Annotated in this window: 17 protein-coding genes; 6 read left to right on the top strand and 11 right to left on the bottom strand. The window is 35.2% G+C overall.

Annotated features, from left to right (window positions below; translation table 11 throughout):
• The 4 genes from TZ01_RS04925 to TZ01_RS04910 are packed head-to-tail and all read right to left on the bottom strand — an operon-like array spanning nucleotide 1 to nucleotide 3,121.
• Nucleotides 1–429 carry a 30S ribosomal protein S12 gene (locus TZ01_RS04925; protein ID WP_048101682.1) on the bottom strand — a complete coding sequence of 143 codons (429 nt, stop codon included), beginning with the start codon at nucleotides 427–429 and terminating at the stop codon, nucleotides 1–3.
• Between the two features lie 4 nt (nucleotides 430–433).
• Entirely contained in the window at nucleotides 434–1,588 is a 1,155-nt protein-coding gene (gene ychF / locus TZ01_RS04920; RefSeq protein WP_048101681.1) for a YchF-related putative GTPase, read from the bottom strand.
• The gene (locus TZ01_RS04915) at nucleotides 1,589–2,020 is read right to left on the bottom strand and encodes a UPF0179 family protein (RefSeq protein ID WP_048101680.1); all 432 of its coding nucleotides are present in this window, start codon (nucleotides 2,018–2,020) and stop codon (nucleotides 1,589–1,591) included.
• Nucleotides 2,021–2,068: 48 nt separating this feature from the next.
• Nucleotides 2,069–3,121: an NAD(P)-dependent glycerol-1-phosphate dehydrogenase gene (locus tag TZ01_RS04910; RefSeq protein WP_048101679.1), complete on the bottom strand. Its 1,053-nt coding sequence runs from the start codon at nucleotides 3,119–3,121 to the stop codon at nucleotides 2,069–2,071.
• A gap of 107 nt (nucleotides 3,122–3,228) precedes the next feature.
• Here TZ01_RS04910 and xerA point away from each other — a divergent pair, with 107 nt between their 5' ends.
• On the top strand, nucleotides 3,229–4,071 hold the full coding sequence (gene xerA, locus TZ01_RS04905) for a site-specific tyrosine recombinase/integron integrase (protein WP_048101678.1): 843 nt from the start codon (nucleotides 3,229–3,231) through the stop codon (nucleotides 4,069–4,071).
• Here the strand turns inward: xerA and TZ01_RS04900 are convergent.
• Nucleotides 4,068–5,117 (bottom strand): polyprenyl synthetase family protein, encoded by a 1,050-nt coding sequence (locus TZ01_RS04900; protein WP_048101677.1) that lies wholly within the window; start codon nucleotides 5,115–5,117, stop codon nucleotides 4,068–4,070. The genes xerA and TZ01_RS04900 overlap by 4 nt on opposite strands.
• A gap of 340 nt (nucleotides 5,118–5,457) precedes the next feature.
• Here TZ01_RS04900 and TZ01_RS04895 point away from each other — a divergent pair, with 340 nt between their 5' ends.
• The 4 genes from TZ01_RS04895 to TZ01_RS04880 all read left to right on the top strand — a co-directional run bounded on the left by TZ01_RS04895 (nucleotide 5,458) and on the right by TZ01_RS04880 (nucleotide 9,618).
• The gene (locus TZ01_RS04895) at nucleotides 5,458–6,159 is read left to right on the top strand and encodes a tetratricopeptide repeat protein (RefSeq protein WP_048101676.1); all 702 of its coding nucleotides are present in this window, start codon (nucleotides 5,458–5,460) and stop codon (nucleotides 6,157–6,159) included.
• A gap of 229 nt (nucleotides 6,160–6,388) precedes the next feature.
• On the top strand, nucleotides 6,389–7,990 hold the full coding sequence (locus TZ01_RS04890) for an APC family permease (RefSeq protein WP_048101675.1): 1,602 nt from the start codon (nucleotides 6,389–6,391) through the stop codon (nucleotides 7,988–7,990).
• Nucleotides 7,991–8,103: 113 nt separating this feature from the next.
• Nucleotides 8,104–8,610, top strand: a complete 507-nt coding sequence (locus TZ01_RS04885; RefSeq protein ID WP_048101674.1) for an OsmC family protein — start codon at nucleotides 8,104–8,106, stop codon at nucleotides 8,608–8,610.
• Nucleotides 8,611–8,664: 54 nt separating this feature from the next.
• Nucleotides 8,665–9,618: an alcohol dehydrogenase catalytic domain-containing protein gene (locus tag TZ01_RS04880; RefSeq protein WP_048101673.1), complete on the top strand. Its 954-nt coding sequence runs from the start codon at nucleotides 8,665–8,667 to the stop codon at nucleotides 9,616–9,618.
• Here the strand turns inward: TZ01_RS04880 and rpe are convergent.
• Entirely contained in the window at nucleotides 9,613–10,263 is a 651-nt protein-coding gene (rpe, locus tag TZ01_RS04875; protein WP_048101834.1) for a ribulose-phosphate 3-epimerase, read from the bottom strand. The two genes, TZ01_RS04880 and rpe, sit on opposite strands and share 6 nt — an antisense overlap.
• Before the next feature lie 196 nt (nucleotides 10,264–10,459).
• On the opposite strand from rpe, the gene TZ01_RS04870 reads away from it, so the two are divergent.
• Complete coding sequence (locus TZ01_RS04870) at nucleotides 10,460–11,989, top strand: AarF/ABC1/UbiB kinase family protein (protein WP_156150315.1); 1,530 nt, start codon at nucleotides 10,460–10,462, stop codon at nucleotides 11,987–11,989.
• Nucleotide 11,990: 1 nt separating this feature from the next.
• Here TZ01_RS04870 and hsp14 read toward each other — a convergent pair whose 3' ends face one another.
• The 5 genes from hsp14 to TZ01_RS04845 form a co-directional block, all read right to left on the bottom strand.
• Entirely contained in the window at nucleotides 11,991–12,371 is a 381-nt protein-coding gene (hsp14, locus tag TZ01_RS04865) for an archaeal heat shock protein Hsp14 (protein ID WP_052656759.1), read from the bottom strand.
• 36 nt (nucleotides 12,372–12,407) lie between these two features.
• On the bottom strand, nucleotides 12,408–13,316 hold the full coding sequence (locus TZ01_RS04860) for an ArgK/MeaB family GTPase (RefSeq protein WP_048101672.1): 909 nt from the start codon (nucleotides 13,314–13,316) through the stop codon (nucleotides 12,408–12,410).
• Nucleotides 13,303–13,755 carry a cobalamin B12-binding domain-containing protein gene (locus tag TZ01_RS04855; RefSeq protein ID WP_048101671.1) on the bottom strand — a complete coding sequence of 151 codons (453 nt, stop codon included), beginning with the start codon at nucleotides 13,753–13,755 and terminating at the stop codon, nucleotides 13,303–13,305. Before TZ01_RS04855 ends, TZ01_RS04860 begins: the two co-directional genes overlap by 14 nt.
• On the bottom strand, nucleotides 13,724–15,430 hold the full coding sequence (locus tag TZ01_RS04850; protein WP_048101670.1) for a methylmalonyl-CoA mutase: 1,707 nt from the start codon (nucleotides 15,428–15,430) through the stop codon (nucleotides 13,724–13,726). Before TZ01_RS04850 ends, TZ01_RS04855 begins: the two co-directional genes overlap by 32 nt.
• 245 nt (nucleotides 15,431–15,675) lie before the next feature.
• Nucleotides 15,676–16,365 (bottom strand): hypothetical protein, encoded by a 690-nt coding sequence (locus TZ01_RS04845; RefSeq protein ID WP_048101669.1) that lies wholly within the window; start codon nucleotides 16,363–16,365, stop codon nucleotides 15,676–15,678.
• Between the last annotated feature and the right edge of the window lie 87 nt (nucleotides 16,366–16,452).

Below are 16,452 nucleotides of genomic sequence, written 5' to 3'. Positions count from 1 at the left end.
TCACCTTACTGTTTTCTCCTTCCTTCCACGAACAAGCTCAAGCAGTGATATTCCATTAACCTTTATTACCTTATATCTAACACCAGGAATATCTCCCTTACTCCTGCCCATTCTACCTCCAATACCCTCGACAACAACCTCATCATGCTCATCTATATAGTTTATTGCACCATCGCCAGGGGCAAAGGCTGATAACTGCCTTCCATTTTTTATAAGCTGTATCTTGACACACTTCCTGATGCCTGAGTTTGGCTGTTTTGCCTCAATACCAACCTTTTCTATGACTATACCCTTTGCCTGTGGTGACCCCTCAAGAGGATCACTCTTCTCTCTAAGATTAAGCATTCTTCTTTTATAATCACGATCTGACCATGCGTAATGTTTTCTAACTTTTTTTAATTTTCTGCCTGCATTCATACCATTGGGCATTATATCACCTTAAATTGGAAACAATTCTGACCACATCATTATTTAATAATTTATAATCTTTTCCTATTACTCTCTTGGTTTTTCCGTTTATGGCCCTTATAAAGTTCTTTCCAATATCTGTATGCACCAGAAAGGCGAGGTCAAGTGCAGTTGTACCATCCTTAACTATGTAGGCATCCGGAAGTATGTTACCATTTTTATCAGTCCACTTATTTTCATCTGCAACCGGATATACAACTATATAACCCAAGCCTTTTATAATATCTGTTATAATATCAGTAAATGTTCGAATGCCATTATTTTTATAAAACATTCTTATTTTTTCAAGGGCAATTTTTTGTTCCTCGCCAGATTTATTTGTATAGTTAAAATCTATTGAATTATTATTTATATAACCATTTTTGAACGCCTTGGCGAGAATAAATTCGTATTCTGCGGATATTAAAAAATTGTTATTTAAGTCCTTTTTTATTTTTTCAATTGAGTCTGAATCCAGAAGGTCTATCTTATTTCCAATATTAAAGATGGGCTTTACATATGTTAGAATATCATTGCAGAATCTCTCTACATCCACCGGTTTCCAGTCTATTAACCTTTCTGGAAATGAGTCTTTGGACATAATGTAAAATAGATCCTTCTCCTTAATCCCAAATGAGGCCACCTTTTTTAAAATCTTCTCAATTAATCTTTCTGAGGTATCAGCATCCTCCTTTCTGGCAAATTTTTGCCAGTCTCTATATATTCTCTCCTTTAGCCATAGCATTATTTCGTTCCTTACCATATTAATGTTTATTTTGTAGTCACCTGAATCCTCATCGCCATTTACATCATAAAGATTTATTATTATATCTGCATCACGTATATTATCCAGAAATTCATTGCCCATGCCCTTGCCCTCACTGGCACCCTCTATAAGTCCGGGGACATCAATGATTTCCACTGGAATGTATCTTATGCCATTAATACATTTGCCTTCGCGTGGATTGCATTTTGCACCGATATACCTTTCTGGGCATTCATCGGTAATATATGATATACCAACATTTGGTTTGATTGTGGTAAATGGATAATTTGCTATATCAACGTCAGATAGCGTTATTGCAGAAAAAAGTGTGGATTTTCCAGCGTTAGGCTTTCCAATCAACCCAATTTTAAGCATTTAATATTCCACTTCCCTCATATCATATCCCTTTGGGCATTTAATCTTGCCCAAAACCTTCCTGACAACAATTTTTTTGCTGCCCTTATAATTAATCAGATTGCATTTTTCTATGAAAGGGCATGTTATATAATCACATTTCATGGATTTTAGCTCCAGTGAAATTCCATCAATAAGGTGGCGGCTGTACTGTACATTAAATGTATTTGGCATCTCCTCAACCTCCACCGTGGAAACTTTATTTTTATTAAAAATAAAGCATGGATTTATCTGCTCCTTTACATTGACGATTTTATATCTTTTACCCTCTTCCAGGTTAAAACATACATTTCTTATCCTGCATTCATCGCATTTTCCAGTAAGAGGGCCAACAAAAGTAAAAACATCACCCTTTCTCGCTAAATCAACACCAATTAATGTAATTTTACCCATATAATCACATAGTGTAAAAATAAATACCTTATTAAAGTTATCATTACATTATATAATTCCTGTAATTTTAAGTGCCTTTTCGGCCACCCTCGTGCTAAGATCTGTTTCTCCAAGAATTGTGTACCTTTCAGGCCTCAATCTATGGGCAATTGAAAGGGCCTTTATTGCAATATCATCAGAAATTCCATATTCTGATGCTTTTGTTTGCACACCTATCTTTTTATATGTTTCCTTCAGTTTAATCCAGTCCCCTCCCTGAAGGTACATGCTTACCAGGGACCCCATTGCCACCTGCTCTCCATGCATTGAGGTGCCCCTGCCAAGAACCTCCAGTGCATGGGCAAATAAGTGTTCGCTCCCACTTGCTGGTCTGGAAGTTCCCGCTATGGCCATAGCTGTTCCTGAGGCAAGTATTTCCTTTGTTATGAGCCATATGCTTTCCTCCATTCCCGGCTGTATCATATTTGCGTTCTCCATTAGCTCCTTGGATGTATACTCTGATATGATTGCAGCAGTGCTGCTAAACTCCTCCCCCTTTAATCTGTATGCAAGACGCCAATCCTCAACAGCAGTAATGTTTGCTATAACATCTGCTGCACCGGCTGCAGCAAATCTGTACGGTGCCTTTAACATTATTGATGTATCCGCAACTATTGCAGATGGCATAACTGCCTCCACTGAAAGTACAGATTTTCCATCTGATATTGATGCCCTTGGTGATGCAATGCCATCATGGCTTGGGGCGGTTGGTACGCTTATAAAAGGAACACCAATATCTGCCGCGGTTTTTTTGGCAAGATCAATTTTGGAACCACCACCAACGCCAATAACAACACCTATTTTTGAATTTTTAATTTCATTTTTAATGAAATTTAAGGTATCAATGGATGCCCCATCAACAATCAGGACATTATATTGTATATCATCCAGCAATTTTTCTATATATTTTCCTGCCAGTTCATATGTTTTATTTCCGGTAATTATTAATGCTTCTCCGGACCTCAAATTTTTTTTAACAACATCGTTTATATTAACTATTGCATTATGGCCAATAAAAACATCATTGGGAAAATGCATTGATCGTATTTTATTAAATATCATAATATTGACATATTTAATTTGAATATAAATTTAGCCATAAAGATACAGTAATTCATTTAATTTTTAAAAAAATATTATATATAATTAAATTGATTTACCTTACAGTTATGAAAATTGACGATGAAATACAAAAATTCCAGAAATTTTTATTATCAGAAAGGCGCAGCCCATATACAGTTAAGGAATATGCATCACTGGTCAATAATTTTCTTGGTTTTATAAATAAGGATATTAATTCTGTATCCGCTGAGGATATAGAGGAATATAAAAGCTATCTGGCCCTCACTAAAAATTATTCAAAAGCATCACAGTACCTATCAATAAAGGCTATAAAGGCATATTATTCATCCAAGAGATTGTCACCTCCATTTAATCTTGTACCACCAAGAAGGTCACAGAAAATGCCTGTTTACCTTAATGAGTCTGATGCGCGCAGGCTTCTTGAATCTGCTCATGATATCAGGCTCAGATCAATTATATCATTATTTTTATATACCGGGTTAAGGGTTGGCGAATTAACAAGACTGGAAATGGAGGATGTTGATCTTCAGGAGAATATAATATATGTACATTCAGGAAAGGGAGATAAGGATAGAATAGTGATAATTCCGGATGAATGCAGAAACGATCTTTTATCATATCTTAAGAGGAGAATAACTATAACAACAGCATCAAATAATTTTTTTATTTCCAACAAAAAAAATAGATTTGATACAAGTTCCATAGAGAGGCTGGTAAAAAATCTTGCCAAAAAAGCAGGAATACAGAAAAAGGTCACACCACATGTATTGCGGCATACGTTCGCAACGTCTGTGCTGAGGAACGGCGGAGATATAAGGTTCATTCAGCAGATACTTGGGCATTCAAGCATTGCAACAACACAGATTTACACCCATATAGATGATAATACATTAAAGGAAATGTATATGCTTCATAAACCAAAATATTAATTTTCTCTGTGAATTATATAATTGGATAGGAACTCCAGCATTTCAAGGGGCTCCTCACTGCCCCTTATTGATTTAAGATTTTGTTTTGCTATTTTTGTAAATTCATCGATTTTTTTAAGGGAATAATCGTACGAACCTGTGTCAATAATAATTTTCTTAAGTTTGTTAAAATCATCATCTGAGACGTTCCCTGATTTAATGCATTTCTCTATGAAACTTCTCTGAAGGTCATTGGAATTCTCATACGCCTTAATAATCAAAAGTGTTTTTTTGCCCTCATTCACATCGCTTTTTATTGATTTTCCAGTCTTTGCCTCGTCACCGAACATGCCGAGTATATCATCATAGAGCTGGAATGCTATACCCGCATTTTTTCCAAATTCCCTTATATTCTGAGTATAATCATAGTTTCCTGCCAGAAAAGACCCCATCACCATAGGTCCCTCTATTGTATATCTTGCTGTTTTAAAATAATGAAGTTTCAAAAGTTTTTCCTCGCTGTATGTTTCATTGATTGTTGAGAACAGGTCAAGTAATTGGCCCTTGCCAGTATCCTCTATCACCTTTGAAAATTCATAATCAGCATTTAATAAATCTTTTTCATTAAATCCTGATTTTAACAAAACCTCATGTGAGAATGTATCTATTAAATCCCCAGCACTTATTGCTATGTTTTCTGCTATTTTCCTATTTTTAATTTTATTTTCAAAATGTTTATGGAAACTGGGTTTACCACGCCTTATATCGCTTTCATCCATTATATCATCATGTATTAAAAGATATGACTGTGCAAGTTCAATAGATGTGGATGCGCGGATTATTTTATCGTCTATGTCCCTAAAAATATTATAGCCAAGGATCATTATTATTGGTCTTACACGCTTACCACCATTCATTGTAAAATCCTTTAATACATTGATTACCTGGCTAATCTCATCATCAGAGCATTCTTTAAGCTTTTTCTCAAAATAGGTATTCAATTCATTATTGACTGCTGATTTTAGGCTGTCGAATTTTTTAATATAATAGCTGTTATCGTTTATCAATTTATGGTTTATATATTAGCCCATTATTAATTTTTTTGTATTAAAACAAATAAGGTTATGGTTTCTGTTAACATTGTTAACAAACACCTTTGGAAGTTATTATACCAATTAATATTGGTATGCTTAAACTTCCTGGATACAACCTTGAATTCTTGCCATCATGGTTATTATTATAATATATCATTTTTATAAATAGTTGCTGGAATCACCTATAATATTATAACAGTAATTTGCTTTACTATAAACTTTATACTTTCATCTTATCCCTTAAGGAAAAAGACTCCAACCTTTTTGAGTTAAATAACTTAATCTTAATATATATGGTTTAAATATTATACACATGGCAGATGGTTATATCTATAATAAGGATGATGAGGCTGATGATTATAACGAACGTGGCATTTCATACTTTAATGTGATGCAGTATGCAGACGCTGTAAAAGAATTTACAAAGGCAATAAATATTATTAAAACAGACCCAGATTTTTATCTGAACCGGGCACTGGCCTATTATTCATTAAAAATGTACAATGAGGCAATAAAAGATTGTCAAAAGGCAATATCATTAAGCAGCGATAGGGGAGATTATCATAATACCCTTGGCTCAATATATGATGATATGAGAAAATATGATGAGGCCATAAATGAATTTAATGAGGCCATAAAAATAGAATCAGATGTCCCTGATTATTATTATAATAGGGGAAATGTGTACTGGAAAGTTGGTAAAACAGATTTGGCACTGCAGGATTATGATAAGGCGGTTTCATTAAATGATTCAGACCCAATTTTTCTTTATAAAAGGTCCCAGCTTCTCACTGAACTAAATAAATATGATGATGCATTAAAAGACCTGGATAAATGCATAAAAATATCAAGGAACCCTGCATATTTTGTTGACGAGGCAGGTATTTATGAAAAACAGGGGAATTACCAGAAATCCTTGGATATACTGAAAGAAGCATTAAATCTTTCACCGCAGGATATATCAATAAAATCCAAAATAGCATCAATTGAAAAATTAATAGAATCAGAAAAATAAATTAAATATGACCGAAAAATTTTAATTTTATTTTTATCCAATTATTTATTAATAATGCAATTTTTTTTATTTTTTCAATCCTGTTTATTATTATTTGAGAAATAAAATTGACAAAATTTTAAATTATTAAATAAATTTTGTAAAAATATAAAATAACACTTATATATATTGTCAATGTTATGTATTTCCATATCATAAAGAATAAATACAACTCAATGTTTAAATCATTATGGTTGATACAGCCGTTGAGGATCAAAATAAACACTCCTATAGAAAAGATTTGGGACTATGGAGTGTTGTTATGCTTGCTCTTGGTGGGATACTAGGTCCTGCTGTGGCATATGCACCCGTGTATACACTGGCCGATGCAGGCCCTGTAGGCATTCTTGCATGGCCCATAGCAATGATAATGATACTGCCAATAGGTCTTGTTTTTGCAGAACTTGGCACAACCTGGCCAAAGGCCGGTGGTGTTGCATACTATCCATCAAAAAGTAACGGCCCCCTGGTGGGTGCAATTAATGGGTGGTCATCCATGGTTGGATACCTTTTTGTCGGGCCCGTAATTGTTTTTGCTGTCGTTGAATATCTGAGCTTTTATTATCCGCCCCTTTATGTAAACGGTGTTTTATCGTATGCCGGCATTGCTGTGGCTGAGGTAATACTTGTGCTTGTTTTTCTTGTTAATGTGTTAAGGATTAAGCACATGGGTGGGATAAATCTGGTTCTCACCATAATAAGCATAATATTAATAGCAATTATAATAATATCACTATCATTTTATTTTAAGCCCTCAAATCTTGTCTCACCCAGCGTTGGAGGATTTGCACCTTATGGATTTACCGGTCTGTTTGGAGCCATAACAATAACAGTTTTTGGGTATGGTGGATTCAGGCAGCCAATTGATTATTCTGAGGAGGTTAAAAATCCGGGCAAAAGTATACCCGTCGCAATTATAGTGGCACTGCTTGCCTCAGGCCTGATATTCTCCCTTGAATCCCTGGCATTTGCCGGTGCAATAAATTTCTCAAAATTCGGCACAGCCAACGGTAACTGGGCCTCATTATTAAATTACAGTGCACCATATGCCACCATAGCACAGACCCTCGTCCTTCCTGCAATAGTTGTTATAGCCATAATAGCCGCATTAATAGCCACCTTCAAGGACGGTGTTATATACTATGGGAGTACAGCAAGGGTTGGTGAAATACTTTCAAGGGAGGATAAATATTTCCCCAGATTCCTTGGTAAAATGAACATACGCGGAATACCAATTTACTCAATTATCATGGTACTCATAATAACAATAGTCCTGGTTGCACTGGGAAGGTCACTGGCAACCATTATAAATATCATGGTTGATGGATTTTTATTATCCTATGCCCCGGGGGCAATTAGCCTTATGGTGTTTAGAAAGACGGAACCAAATATAAAAAGGCCGTTTAAGCTTCCATTTGCAAACGTCCTGGCTCCAATAGCTTTTGTTGTTTCAAATCTTCTTGTTTACTGGTCTGGATGGTCTGCCATTGAAATCATAGTACCGCTGGATTTTGCAGGCGTTGTTTTTGTGCTTGTATACAACCATTACAATAAACTGGATGCAAAATATGCAATGTACGGTATCTGGCTTCCTGTGTATTTAATACTTATAGTTGTATTATCGTACATAGGCAGCAGCTTCTTTGGAGGCCATAATTACATACCATTTCCATACGATACATTTGTGTTCATAATAATCACGCTAATATTTTATTATATAGGCACTGAAATGGGCATAAGGAGTGTTAATTACATAAGAAAGAAGAACGGTAAGGCTGCGGCCGGAAATTAAAAATTAATAAATTATAATTTAATCATTTAAAATTTTATATATTTTTATGTTATTTTATTATTTTCCATTTAACAATATTTAAATTTGGCATGATATTTAATTTTTGATATAAAATGGTGAAAATTATAAATAATATAGATATGGAGAAACTTGAGCAAACATCTAAAAAGGTGCATGAAAATGGTGGTCATTTCGGGTCGGAAAAACATATAAAAGGTGAATTCCATTTTGAAGGAAGTCCGATGTTTACAGCAGAATTATCATCAGAAAAGGCAAAATTTATACTGGGTGCTGATGAACCCGGCGTTCTTGGCGGTCAGGGCACACATGCAACGCCGCTTAATTATTTAATGATGGGTGTTATGTCATGTTTTGCATCCACCGTGGCAATACAGGCTGCAAAGAGGGGTGTCAGGCTAAATAAGTTAAATTTCACAGGTCATTTATATTATGACATAGGTCCAGTTGTTGAGGATTCAAATTTCCCAATAATAAAATCTATAAAAATAGATGTTGAATCAGATAAGGATATCAGGGATATTTTAATAGCATCAAGGAAGGCATGTCCGGCTCTGTATGCAATGATAAATCCTATACCCACAGAAATTGCCCAGATTTAAATCAATGTTAATGTCACATACCAAAATTTATTAGTTTTTTATTATTTATATATCATGAAGGCTGTAGTAATTAATAATTTTGGCACTGAAAACCTAGAGATAAGGGATGTGGATGAACCATCCGGCGGAATAAAGGTTATGGTTAAAAAGGCAGGGCTTAATCCACTTGATTACAACCTAATAGCCGGAAAGGTTGTTTATGGTGTGTCACCAATGCCTCATATACCTGGTTCAGAAATTATGGGAATTGCCATGGATGATGGAAAAAATATTAAAAAAGGAGACCGTGTAATAGTTTATAATCGAATATTTGACGGAAGCTGCGAAATGTGTATTTCTGGAAATGAACATTTATGCTATAATGGTGGAATATGGGGCGTTGTGACCAATGGCGGATATTCAGAATACATATCAGTGGATGAAAAAAATCTTTTTAAGGTTCCGGATGTAATAGATGATAACACTGCTGTTAGCATAGGTATAGGTGCATTAACAGCATACCGCGCAATTAAGACGGCCAGGCCTGCCCCGGGCTCCAAAATACTTGTTTATGGTGCTGGAAACACAGGAATTTTTACAGTCCAGATTGCAAGGATAATGGGCCTTGATGTGTATGTGTATTCAAGGAAAAATGAGCTTGGCAAATTCGGCATAACCGTATTTAATAAAATACCTGATGATTTTCAGGCAGATACTGTTATTAACCCTCTTGGCAATGGCCTTCTTTCAGAGTCATTGAAGCATGTAAAAAGGCGCGGTAAATTAATTACATACGGTGTTTTAACCGGAAGAAATTTTGAGGCCGATATAGCAGATATATATACAAATGAAAAGCAGATTATTGGGTCCACAGGTGGAACAAGACAGGACCTTTACGAATTACTAAAAATAATGAGTTTAAACAGGTTCTACCTTCCTGTGTACATGGAATACAGTTTGTGGAACATTAAAAAGGCGCTGGAGGATTTTACAAACAGGGAAACTGGAAGGATAATATTAAATCTATAAATTTTTTAATGTTTGAATGCTCTTATATATATCATTGTTAAAAATGTAGGATGCTGATACAAGGATATCAGCACCATTTTCAACGCACTGTTTTCCGGTTATATCATTAATTCCACCATCCACCTCTATTCTTGTTTTTAAATGTTCTGATTTAATAAAATCAGAGGCCTCCTTTATTTTGGAAATTATACTGTTTATAAATTTTTGACCCGAAAAGCCAGGATAAACAGACATTATTAATAAGATCTCAGATCCTGGAAGGTATTTTTTAACCTTTCTAAACTCTGTATCTGGGTTTATTACAATTCCGTACCTTATACCATCCCTTTCAAACTTATTTATAAGTTCTCCTATATCCACGGGAGATTCATAATGAATTAAAAGAACATCCGCACCGGCAGATAAAAAATCTCTGTAATATTTATCTGGGCGGTTTATCATTAAATGCGCATCAAGTCTAAGCTTTGTTGATTTCCTTACTGCCCTGATAAGATCAGGTCCCATTGTTATATTATCCACAAAATTTCCATCCATTACATCAAGATGAAATGAACCTGCACCTGCATCCTCACATTTTTTAATTTCACTCCTTAGATCTGATAAATCGGAAGAAATTATTGACGGTGATACCTCTATATTTCGCATATTTTGTAATTTATTACATTCATATATGCTTTTTGCAAGATTTTTTTTATATAAAAGTAAATCCTTAAATGGCAATACGGAAAGTTTAAGCATATTTTGATTATTTAAGATAGCATATTAATGCCTTATTAAATAATTTAATACAATGTTAATATAATTGTATGAATGCATTAAAAATAATATTAGGGGGATACATTTGCCGGATGAAATTAAGGATATAAGAAAACTGGAAATAAAATATATGATTAAACTGCTTCCTGTATTTAGACGGTTTCTTAGAGATAGAAAAAAATCAAAAAAAAGTGAGGAATATGATTATTTAATAGAAAAAAATGGAAGAAAGGCAGTGAATGTGTTTATTGAGCTTGGCCCCACATTTATAAAACTTGGGCAGGTTCTATCTGCAAGACCGGATCTGCTTCCCAAGGAATATCTAAAGGCCTTTGAGGATCTTCAGGATAATGTCCCACCAGATGACTTTACTCTGGCAAGGAAAATTATTGAAAAAAATGTTGGAAGGATCGAGGAGAATTTCGAGCAATTCAATGAAAATGCAATATCTGGTGCATCATTGGGCCAAGTGTATATTGCCAGATATAAAAACCGTGATGCCGTTGTTAAGGTTAACCGTTATAATATTACATTCATACTTCAAAGAGATTTAATAATCATTAAAAGGCTGCTCAGGCTATTCAAAAGATTTATTGATAACTACCTTTATATAAGCATATCCAGTGTTATTTCAGATTTTTCTGTTAGAATATATGATGAGGCCAATTATTTTATAGAGGCCGAAAATCTGAGAAGGATAAAATCAAATATTTCAAAATATGGAATAATTATACCGGAAATATTTTTTGTTTCACGTGAGGTTATAATCCTTGAATATTTGCCAGGAATTAAAATAACAGATGTCAAAGGCTTAAAAGAGGCAGGCGTTGATACAAAAAAACTGGCCTATAAACTTGACCTCACATTTATAAGAATGCTGTTAAGAAATGATATATTTCATGCTGACCCACACCCTGGAAATATTGCAGTGACATCACAGGGCAGCATAATACTGTATGATTTTGGCATGGTTGGAAAGCTTGATGATAAAACAAGATTTTCCCTTCTTAAACTATACGATGGACTTATAACAAAGGACCCTGATATTATAATAGACTCGCTTTTAGAATTAAACGCATTATCACCTGCCGCAAACCGGGGAATAATAAGGAAGGCAATAGAATTATCCATAGCAAATCTGTCAGGAAGGAATGTAAATGAGATGGATATATCAGAACTTCTTGAAATTGCAAATAATGTCATTTTTGAATTTCCATTTCATCTTCCAAGGGAGCTTGTACTTTACATGAGGATGTCCTCACTTCTGGAGGGCATATGTAAAACCCTGGACCCTAACTTTAAATTTGTGCTTGTTCTGCAGGAAATACTGTATAATGAGGGCATGCTCAACGAACTTTACAGAAAGGAGCTTTCGGATTTTATCTCAAAATCAGTCATATCAATCGAAAAGGGCCTTGATGTGCTTCCGCTTTTAAAAAGAAGGCTTGAAGAACAGACGGATGCGGTAAATCAAAAAAATAACAAAATACCGGTTACCATATTTTTATCAGCCATTTTAATATCGCTCTTTATATTCTCCCATAATTATCCTGTGGTTGCATATCCATTGATGGTTCTGGATATAATATTTTTTATAATATATATAAAAAAATAAATTATTCTATTTTAACCGTTTTAACATTTTTCACAGGTATCTTTACTGTTAACACACCATCCTGGTATTTAGCTGTAAAATCAGCCTCACTGTCTATCTCAACGGGAAGAGAAATGCGTTTAAAGACCTTCTCCGGCCTCTGATTTTCATACAGATTACCATCGGGTTTAATTTCCCTGTCAGCCCTTATTATAAGGGCATTTTTTTCTGCTGTTACCTTTATTTTATTCTTGTCAAAACCAGGTAGATCTGCCTCTACAGTTAATTCTCCCCCATCCTCATAAATGGTAACCGGTGGATAGGCATAGCTCATTATTTCCCTTATGCGGTCATTAATATTCTTCATAAATTCGTCTGAATAAAATTTAAGTGGCCTGTACATAATAAACCTATTATTTTGCTATACAAAAACTTTATGTTATTTTTCTAGATAACCAAATTTTTGACCAGCAACATTTTTCATTATTTTTTCAGCAGCGTAATACGGGTTTTCATTCTCAATATCAGCAGAGTCTATATTATTTATGTATTCTGAATATATTCTGTAAATTTTTTCCATTATTATCTGCTTTATTTTTCTTTCGTTTCTTCTATATTTATTTTGGTATTCCCAGTCATTTATATATTTAACAAACCTGTCATAATTTTCAAGTGTCAATGAATTCAGTCCAATAACAGGAATATCTGCCTTATTGCTCATATTTAACGTTTCCCTAATATCTTTAATTGCCATGTAGGAATCCTCCCTATCCATTTTATTAACAATAAAAATATTTCCTATCTCCATTAAGCCTGATTTCACTGCCTGTATTTCATCACCAAGTCCTGGTGCAAGTATTACACAGGTTATGTCAGCTATATTCATTATATCAAGATCAGACTGTCCAGAGCCAACTGTTTCCACTATAATATAATCACTGCCTGATGCCTCCATCACCTTAATTATATCCCATGAATATTCAGACAGGCCACCCTCATAAAGCCTATTTGACGTACTCCGCATATAAATGTTGTACCTGCTTAATGCCTCTTGCATTCTTATTCTATTGCCCAGTATTGACCCCCCTGAAAATGGACTTGCAGGATCAACAGCAAGTATTGATACCTTGCCGGTTTTTGCAAGCATTGGCGCCAGATTTCCTATTATTGTACTCTTTCCAACACCCGGAGGGCCTGTTATGCCTATAATTTTTGCACTACCGTGGCTGTATATCCTTTCTATTATTGCCTCCCTTGCATTTTCATCATTTTCAATCAATGAAATTGACCTTGCAATCATCCTTTTATCCCCGGCAAGGATGCCGTTTACAATATCATTTATATTCATTTTTTCTCAGTTCCCTTACCTCTAATGCCCTTTTTGTTACATGGTCAATTATTACATCAAGCCTGGTGCCGGGGCCAAAATTTCCGGTAACACCCATTTTTTCAAGTTTTGGCTTATCCCCATCAGGTATGATTCCACCACCAACAACAGCTATATCATTTATTCCACGCTTTTTAAGTATGTCCATGACCTTTTTAAATGCAGTCATGTGGGCTCCATTTAAAAGGCTTAGGGCTATAACATCCACATCCTCATTAACTGCTGTGTCCACCACCTCCTCCGGCGTTGGAAGCAAACCAGCGTATATTACCTCCATTCCAGCGTCCCTAAAAGCCCTTGCCAGCACAAATATCCCACGGTCATGTCCATCTATGGCCGGCTTTGCAAGAAGGACTTTTATTGGTGGCTTAATAAATTTTTGGTTCTTTCCACTCTCCAAATATCTCCCTCCCTACATTTGATATTTCCTCAATGGTTGCATAGTTTCTAACACAGTCCATTATATATGGCATAAGATTAACATTTTCATCCTGCATCGCATCCCTTAATTTATCCAGTGATCTGGATACCATCTCATTATTCCTGTTTCTTTTTAATTCCTTAAGCCTCTTAACCTGATTTTTTTCTGCTATTTCATCAATTTTTAATATATTAATTGGCTTTTCATCCTCCTCAACATATTTATTCACACCAACCACTATGTCATCCATGTTTTCTATTCTAAGCTGCTTTCTATATGATGTCTCGGCTATTTCCTTCTGTATATAGCCCTTTTTAACTGCATTAAGTATTCCGCCCATTTTTTCTATCTCATCAAGATATTTATAAACTGCCTCCTCCATTTCGCTTGTAAGCCTTTCAACATAATACGATCCACCAAGTGGGTCTATAACGTCTGCAATGCCGGATTCCTCAGCTATTATCTGCTGTGTTCTTAATGCAACCTTCACGGCCTCATCCGTTGGCAGTGCCCAGGCCTCGTCATATGAATTTGTGTGGAGACTCTGGGTTCCACCAAGCACCGCAGCCATAGCCTCTATTGTCGTCCTTACAATATTATTTAATGGCTGCTGCCATGTAAGTGTATATCCTGAAGTTTGTGTATGGAATTTTAACTGCATGCTTCTTGGATTTTTTGCCCCATACTTTTCCTTTAATACAGTTGCCCATATTCTTCTGGCCGCCCTGAATTTTGCAATTTCCTCAAAGAAGTTAATAGAGGAATTAAAAAAGAACGACATCCTTGGTGCAAACTTATCAACATCAAGCCCCGCATCTATGCCTGTGTCAATATAATAAAATCCATCTGCCAGCGTGAATGCAAGCTCCTGAACTGCACTTGATCCAGCCTCCCTTATATGGTATCCTGAAACACTTATGTAATTCCATTTCGGAACATTTTCTGTGGAGTAGACAAGCATGTCCCTTATAAGTCTGATATGGGCCTCAGGGGGATACATCCACTCCTTCTGGGCAATGTATTCTTTAAGTATATCGGCCTGAACAGTTCCAGATATTCTGTCTAAATTCACACCCTTTTTCTGGGCAAGAACAAAATACATTGCGGTTAATATTGCGGCAGGTGCGTTTATTGTCATCGATGTACTAATTTTTGAAAGGTCTATGCCGTCGAATATCCTCTCCATATCAGCCAAAGAAGAAACATTAACACCGCATTTCCCGACCTCACCCTCTGCACGTGGGTTATCACAATCGTAGCCATAAAGTGTTGGCATATCAAAGGCTATGCTCAATCCAGTTTCACCATTGCTTATAAGATACTTTAACCTTTTATTGGTGTCCTCAGGTGTTCCAAACCCAGAAAACATCCTCATTGTCCATAATTTGCCACGGTACATGTTTGGATAAACGCCCCTTGTGTAAGGATATTCTCCAGGCATTCCCAGTACCTCATCAAGATTCTCTGGGAGGTCTCCCCTTGTGTAAAGCTCCTTTATTTTAAAATCAGATGAATTTGTGTAATTTTTTTCCCTGTATCCTGTTTTTTTATTCCAGTCAGCAAGTGTTGAATTTTTCCATCTTTCATATTTTTCATCTATTTTAAATGATTTCTGAATCTGGCTAACTTTTTCCTCATAAAATGAATTCTGCATACTTGCTTAAGTCATAAAAGAATTAATATTTTTCTTTTTTGAATTAATTAATATTTCATTAAAAATAATGTTGTTAATATGACTATTGGTCATGGTCTTATACCAAAATTTTTAACATTATATTTATTTTTCTTAAGGTAACCTTAAATTAAGTACTTATAAAATTTATAATGCAAATATAATTAAAATTATACAATTAAATTAAAAAAATTAAAAGGTTAAAATAAAAAATTAAAAAAATATTTTTACGGGTCTGATACAATATCCAGAGTTATTGTAAGCGAAAAGTCAGATCCCTGGTAATGGTTTACATCATGTCCTCCACTGTTGCCCAGGCCTATCCATATTTGCATTAATGCTGTGCCCTCTGGGCTAAGAGATGTGTTAAATCCGGATATCTGATTTACACTGTATATGTATCCAGTGCTTGTCTCAAGGTCGCCCATAAATGCCTGTTGAGTAACTCCCATTGCATTTATTGGTTTTGCAGGTGTGTTGTATTCAGGGTTTGATGATGTTGTAAAGGTTGGTGCTGGTGATGATACCATAAATCCTACTGTTCCATTGTTTGTTATTACAGCCTGAAGTTCAACATACTCACCGGGTGCAAGATTTGTCACATTCACAACGAATTCCTTTCCACTAGTGGCTGTCGTATAGAACTGGTTTCCAAGAGAAAGGTTATATATTCCACTGGTGTGATGGTATGGTTCTGCTGCCCCTATCTCGTATATATGTCCGTTTGGTCCCTCAACTGTTATTGGCGTGTTATTGGCATTTGTGCCAATAAGGCTCATATCATTTTCCCAGGTCAGATGACCTGCTGTGTTATTAATGGTAACAGTCGAATTCCCAGAGAATGCGGAGAACGCAAAGGTTCCCCCCAGTGCTATGAGAATCGGCACTACCAATAATACGGCTAACTTTTTATTCATTTAGTCACCAGAAATTAATTTTTTGATGGCTAATAAAAAATAAGAAAATAATAATAAGGCTAATATTTTAATAACTGTTATCACAAT

This window comes from Acidiplasma sp. MBA-1, from assembly GCF_000949015.1.
Taxonomy (GTDB): domain Archaea; phylum Thermoplasmatota; class Thermoplasmata; order Thermoplasmatales; family Thermoplasmataceae; genus Acidiplasma; species Acidiplasma aeolicum.
The sequence above is the reverse complement of the archived record's forward strand: the minus strand, read 5'-3'. Positions and strand labels throughout refer to the sequence as shown.

Excerpts from the sequence above, each read along its gene's own strand:
- TZ01_RS04925 (WP_048101682.1), bottom strand. The coding sequence starts at position 429 with ATGCCCAATGGTATGAATGCAGGCAGAAAATTAAAAAAAGTTAGAAAA.
- ychF (WP_048101681.1), bottom strand. The coding sequence starts at position 1,588 with ATGCTTAAAATTGGGTTGATTGGAAAGCCTAACGCTGGAAAATCCACA.
- TZ01_RS04915 (WP_048101680.1), bottom strand. The coding sequence starts at position 2,020 with ATGGGTAAAATTACATTAATTGGTGTTGATTTAGCGAGAAAGGGTGAT.
- TZ01_RS04910 (WP_048101679.1), bottom strand. The coding sequence starts at position 3,121 with ATGATATTTAATAAAATACGATCAATGCATTTTCCCAATGATGTTTTT.
- xerA (WP_048101678.1), top strand. The coding sequence starts at position 3,229 with ATGAAAATTGACGATGAAATACAAAAATTCCAGAAATTTTTATTATCA.
- TZ01_RS04895 (WP_048101676.1), top strand. The coding sequence starts at position 5,458 with ATGGCAGATGGTTATATCTATAATAAGGATGATGAGGCTGATGATTAT.
- TZ01_RS04890 (WP_048101675.1), top strand. The coding sequence starts at position 6,389 with ATGGTTGATACAGCCGTTGAGGATCAAAATAAACACTCCTATAGAAAA.
- TZ01_RS04885 (WP_048101674.1), top strand. The coding sequence starts at position 8,104 with ATGGTGAAAATTATAAATAATATAGATATGGAGAAACTTGAGCAAACA.
- TZ01_RS04880 (WP_048101673.1), top strand. The coding sequence starts at position 8,665 with ATGAAGGCTGTAGTAATTAATAATTTTGGCACTGAAAACCTAGAGATA.
- rpe (WP_048101834.1), bottom strand. The coding sequence starts at position 10,263 with ATGCGAAATATAGAGGTATCACCGTCAATAATTTCTTCCGATTTATCA.
- hsp14 (WP_052656759.1), bottom strand. The coding sequence starts at position 12,371 with ATGTACAGGCCACTTAAATTTTATTCAGACGAATTTATGAAGAATATT.
- TZ01_RS04860 (WP_048101672.1), bottom strand. The coding sequence starts at position 13,316 with ATGAATATAAATGATATTGTAAACGGCATCCTTGCCGGGGATAAAAGG.
- TZ01_RS04850 (WP_048101670.1), bottom strand. The coding sequence starts at position 15,430 with ATGCAGAATTCATTTTATGAGGAAAAAGTTAGCCAGATTCAGAAATCA.
- TZ01_RS04845 (WP_048101669.1), bottom strand. The coding sequence starts at position 16,365 with ATGAATAAAAAGTTAGCCGTATTATTGGTAGTGCCGATTCTCATAGCA.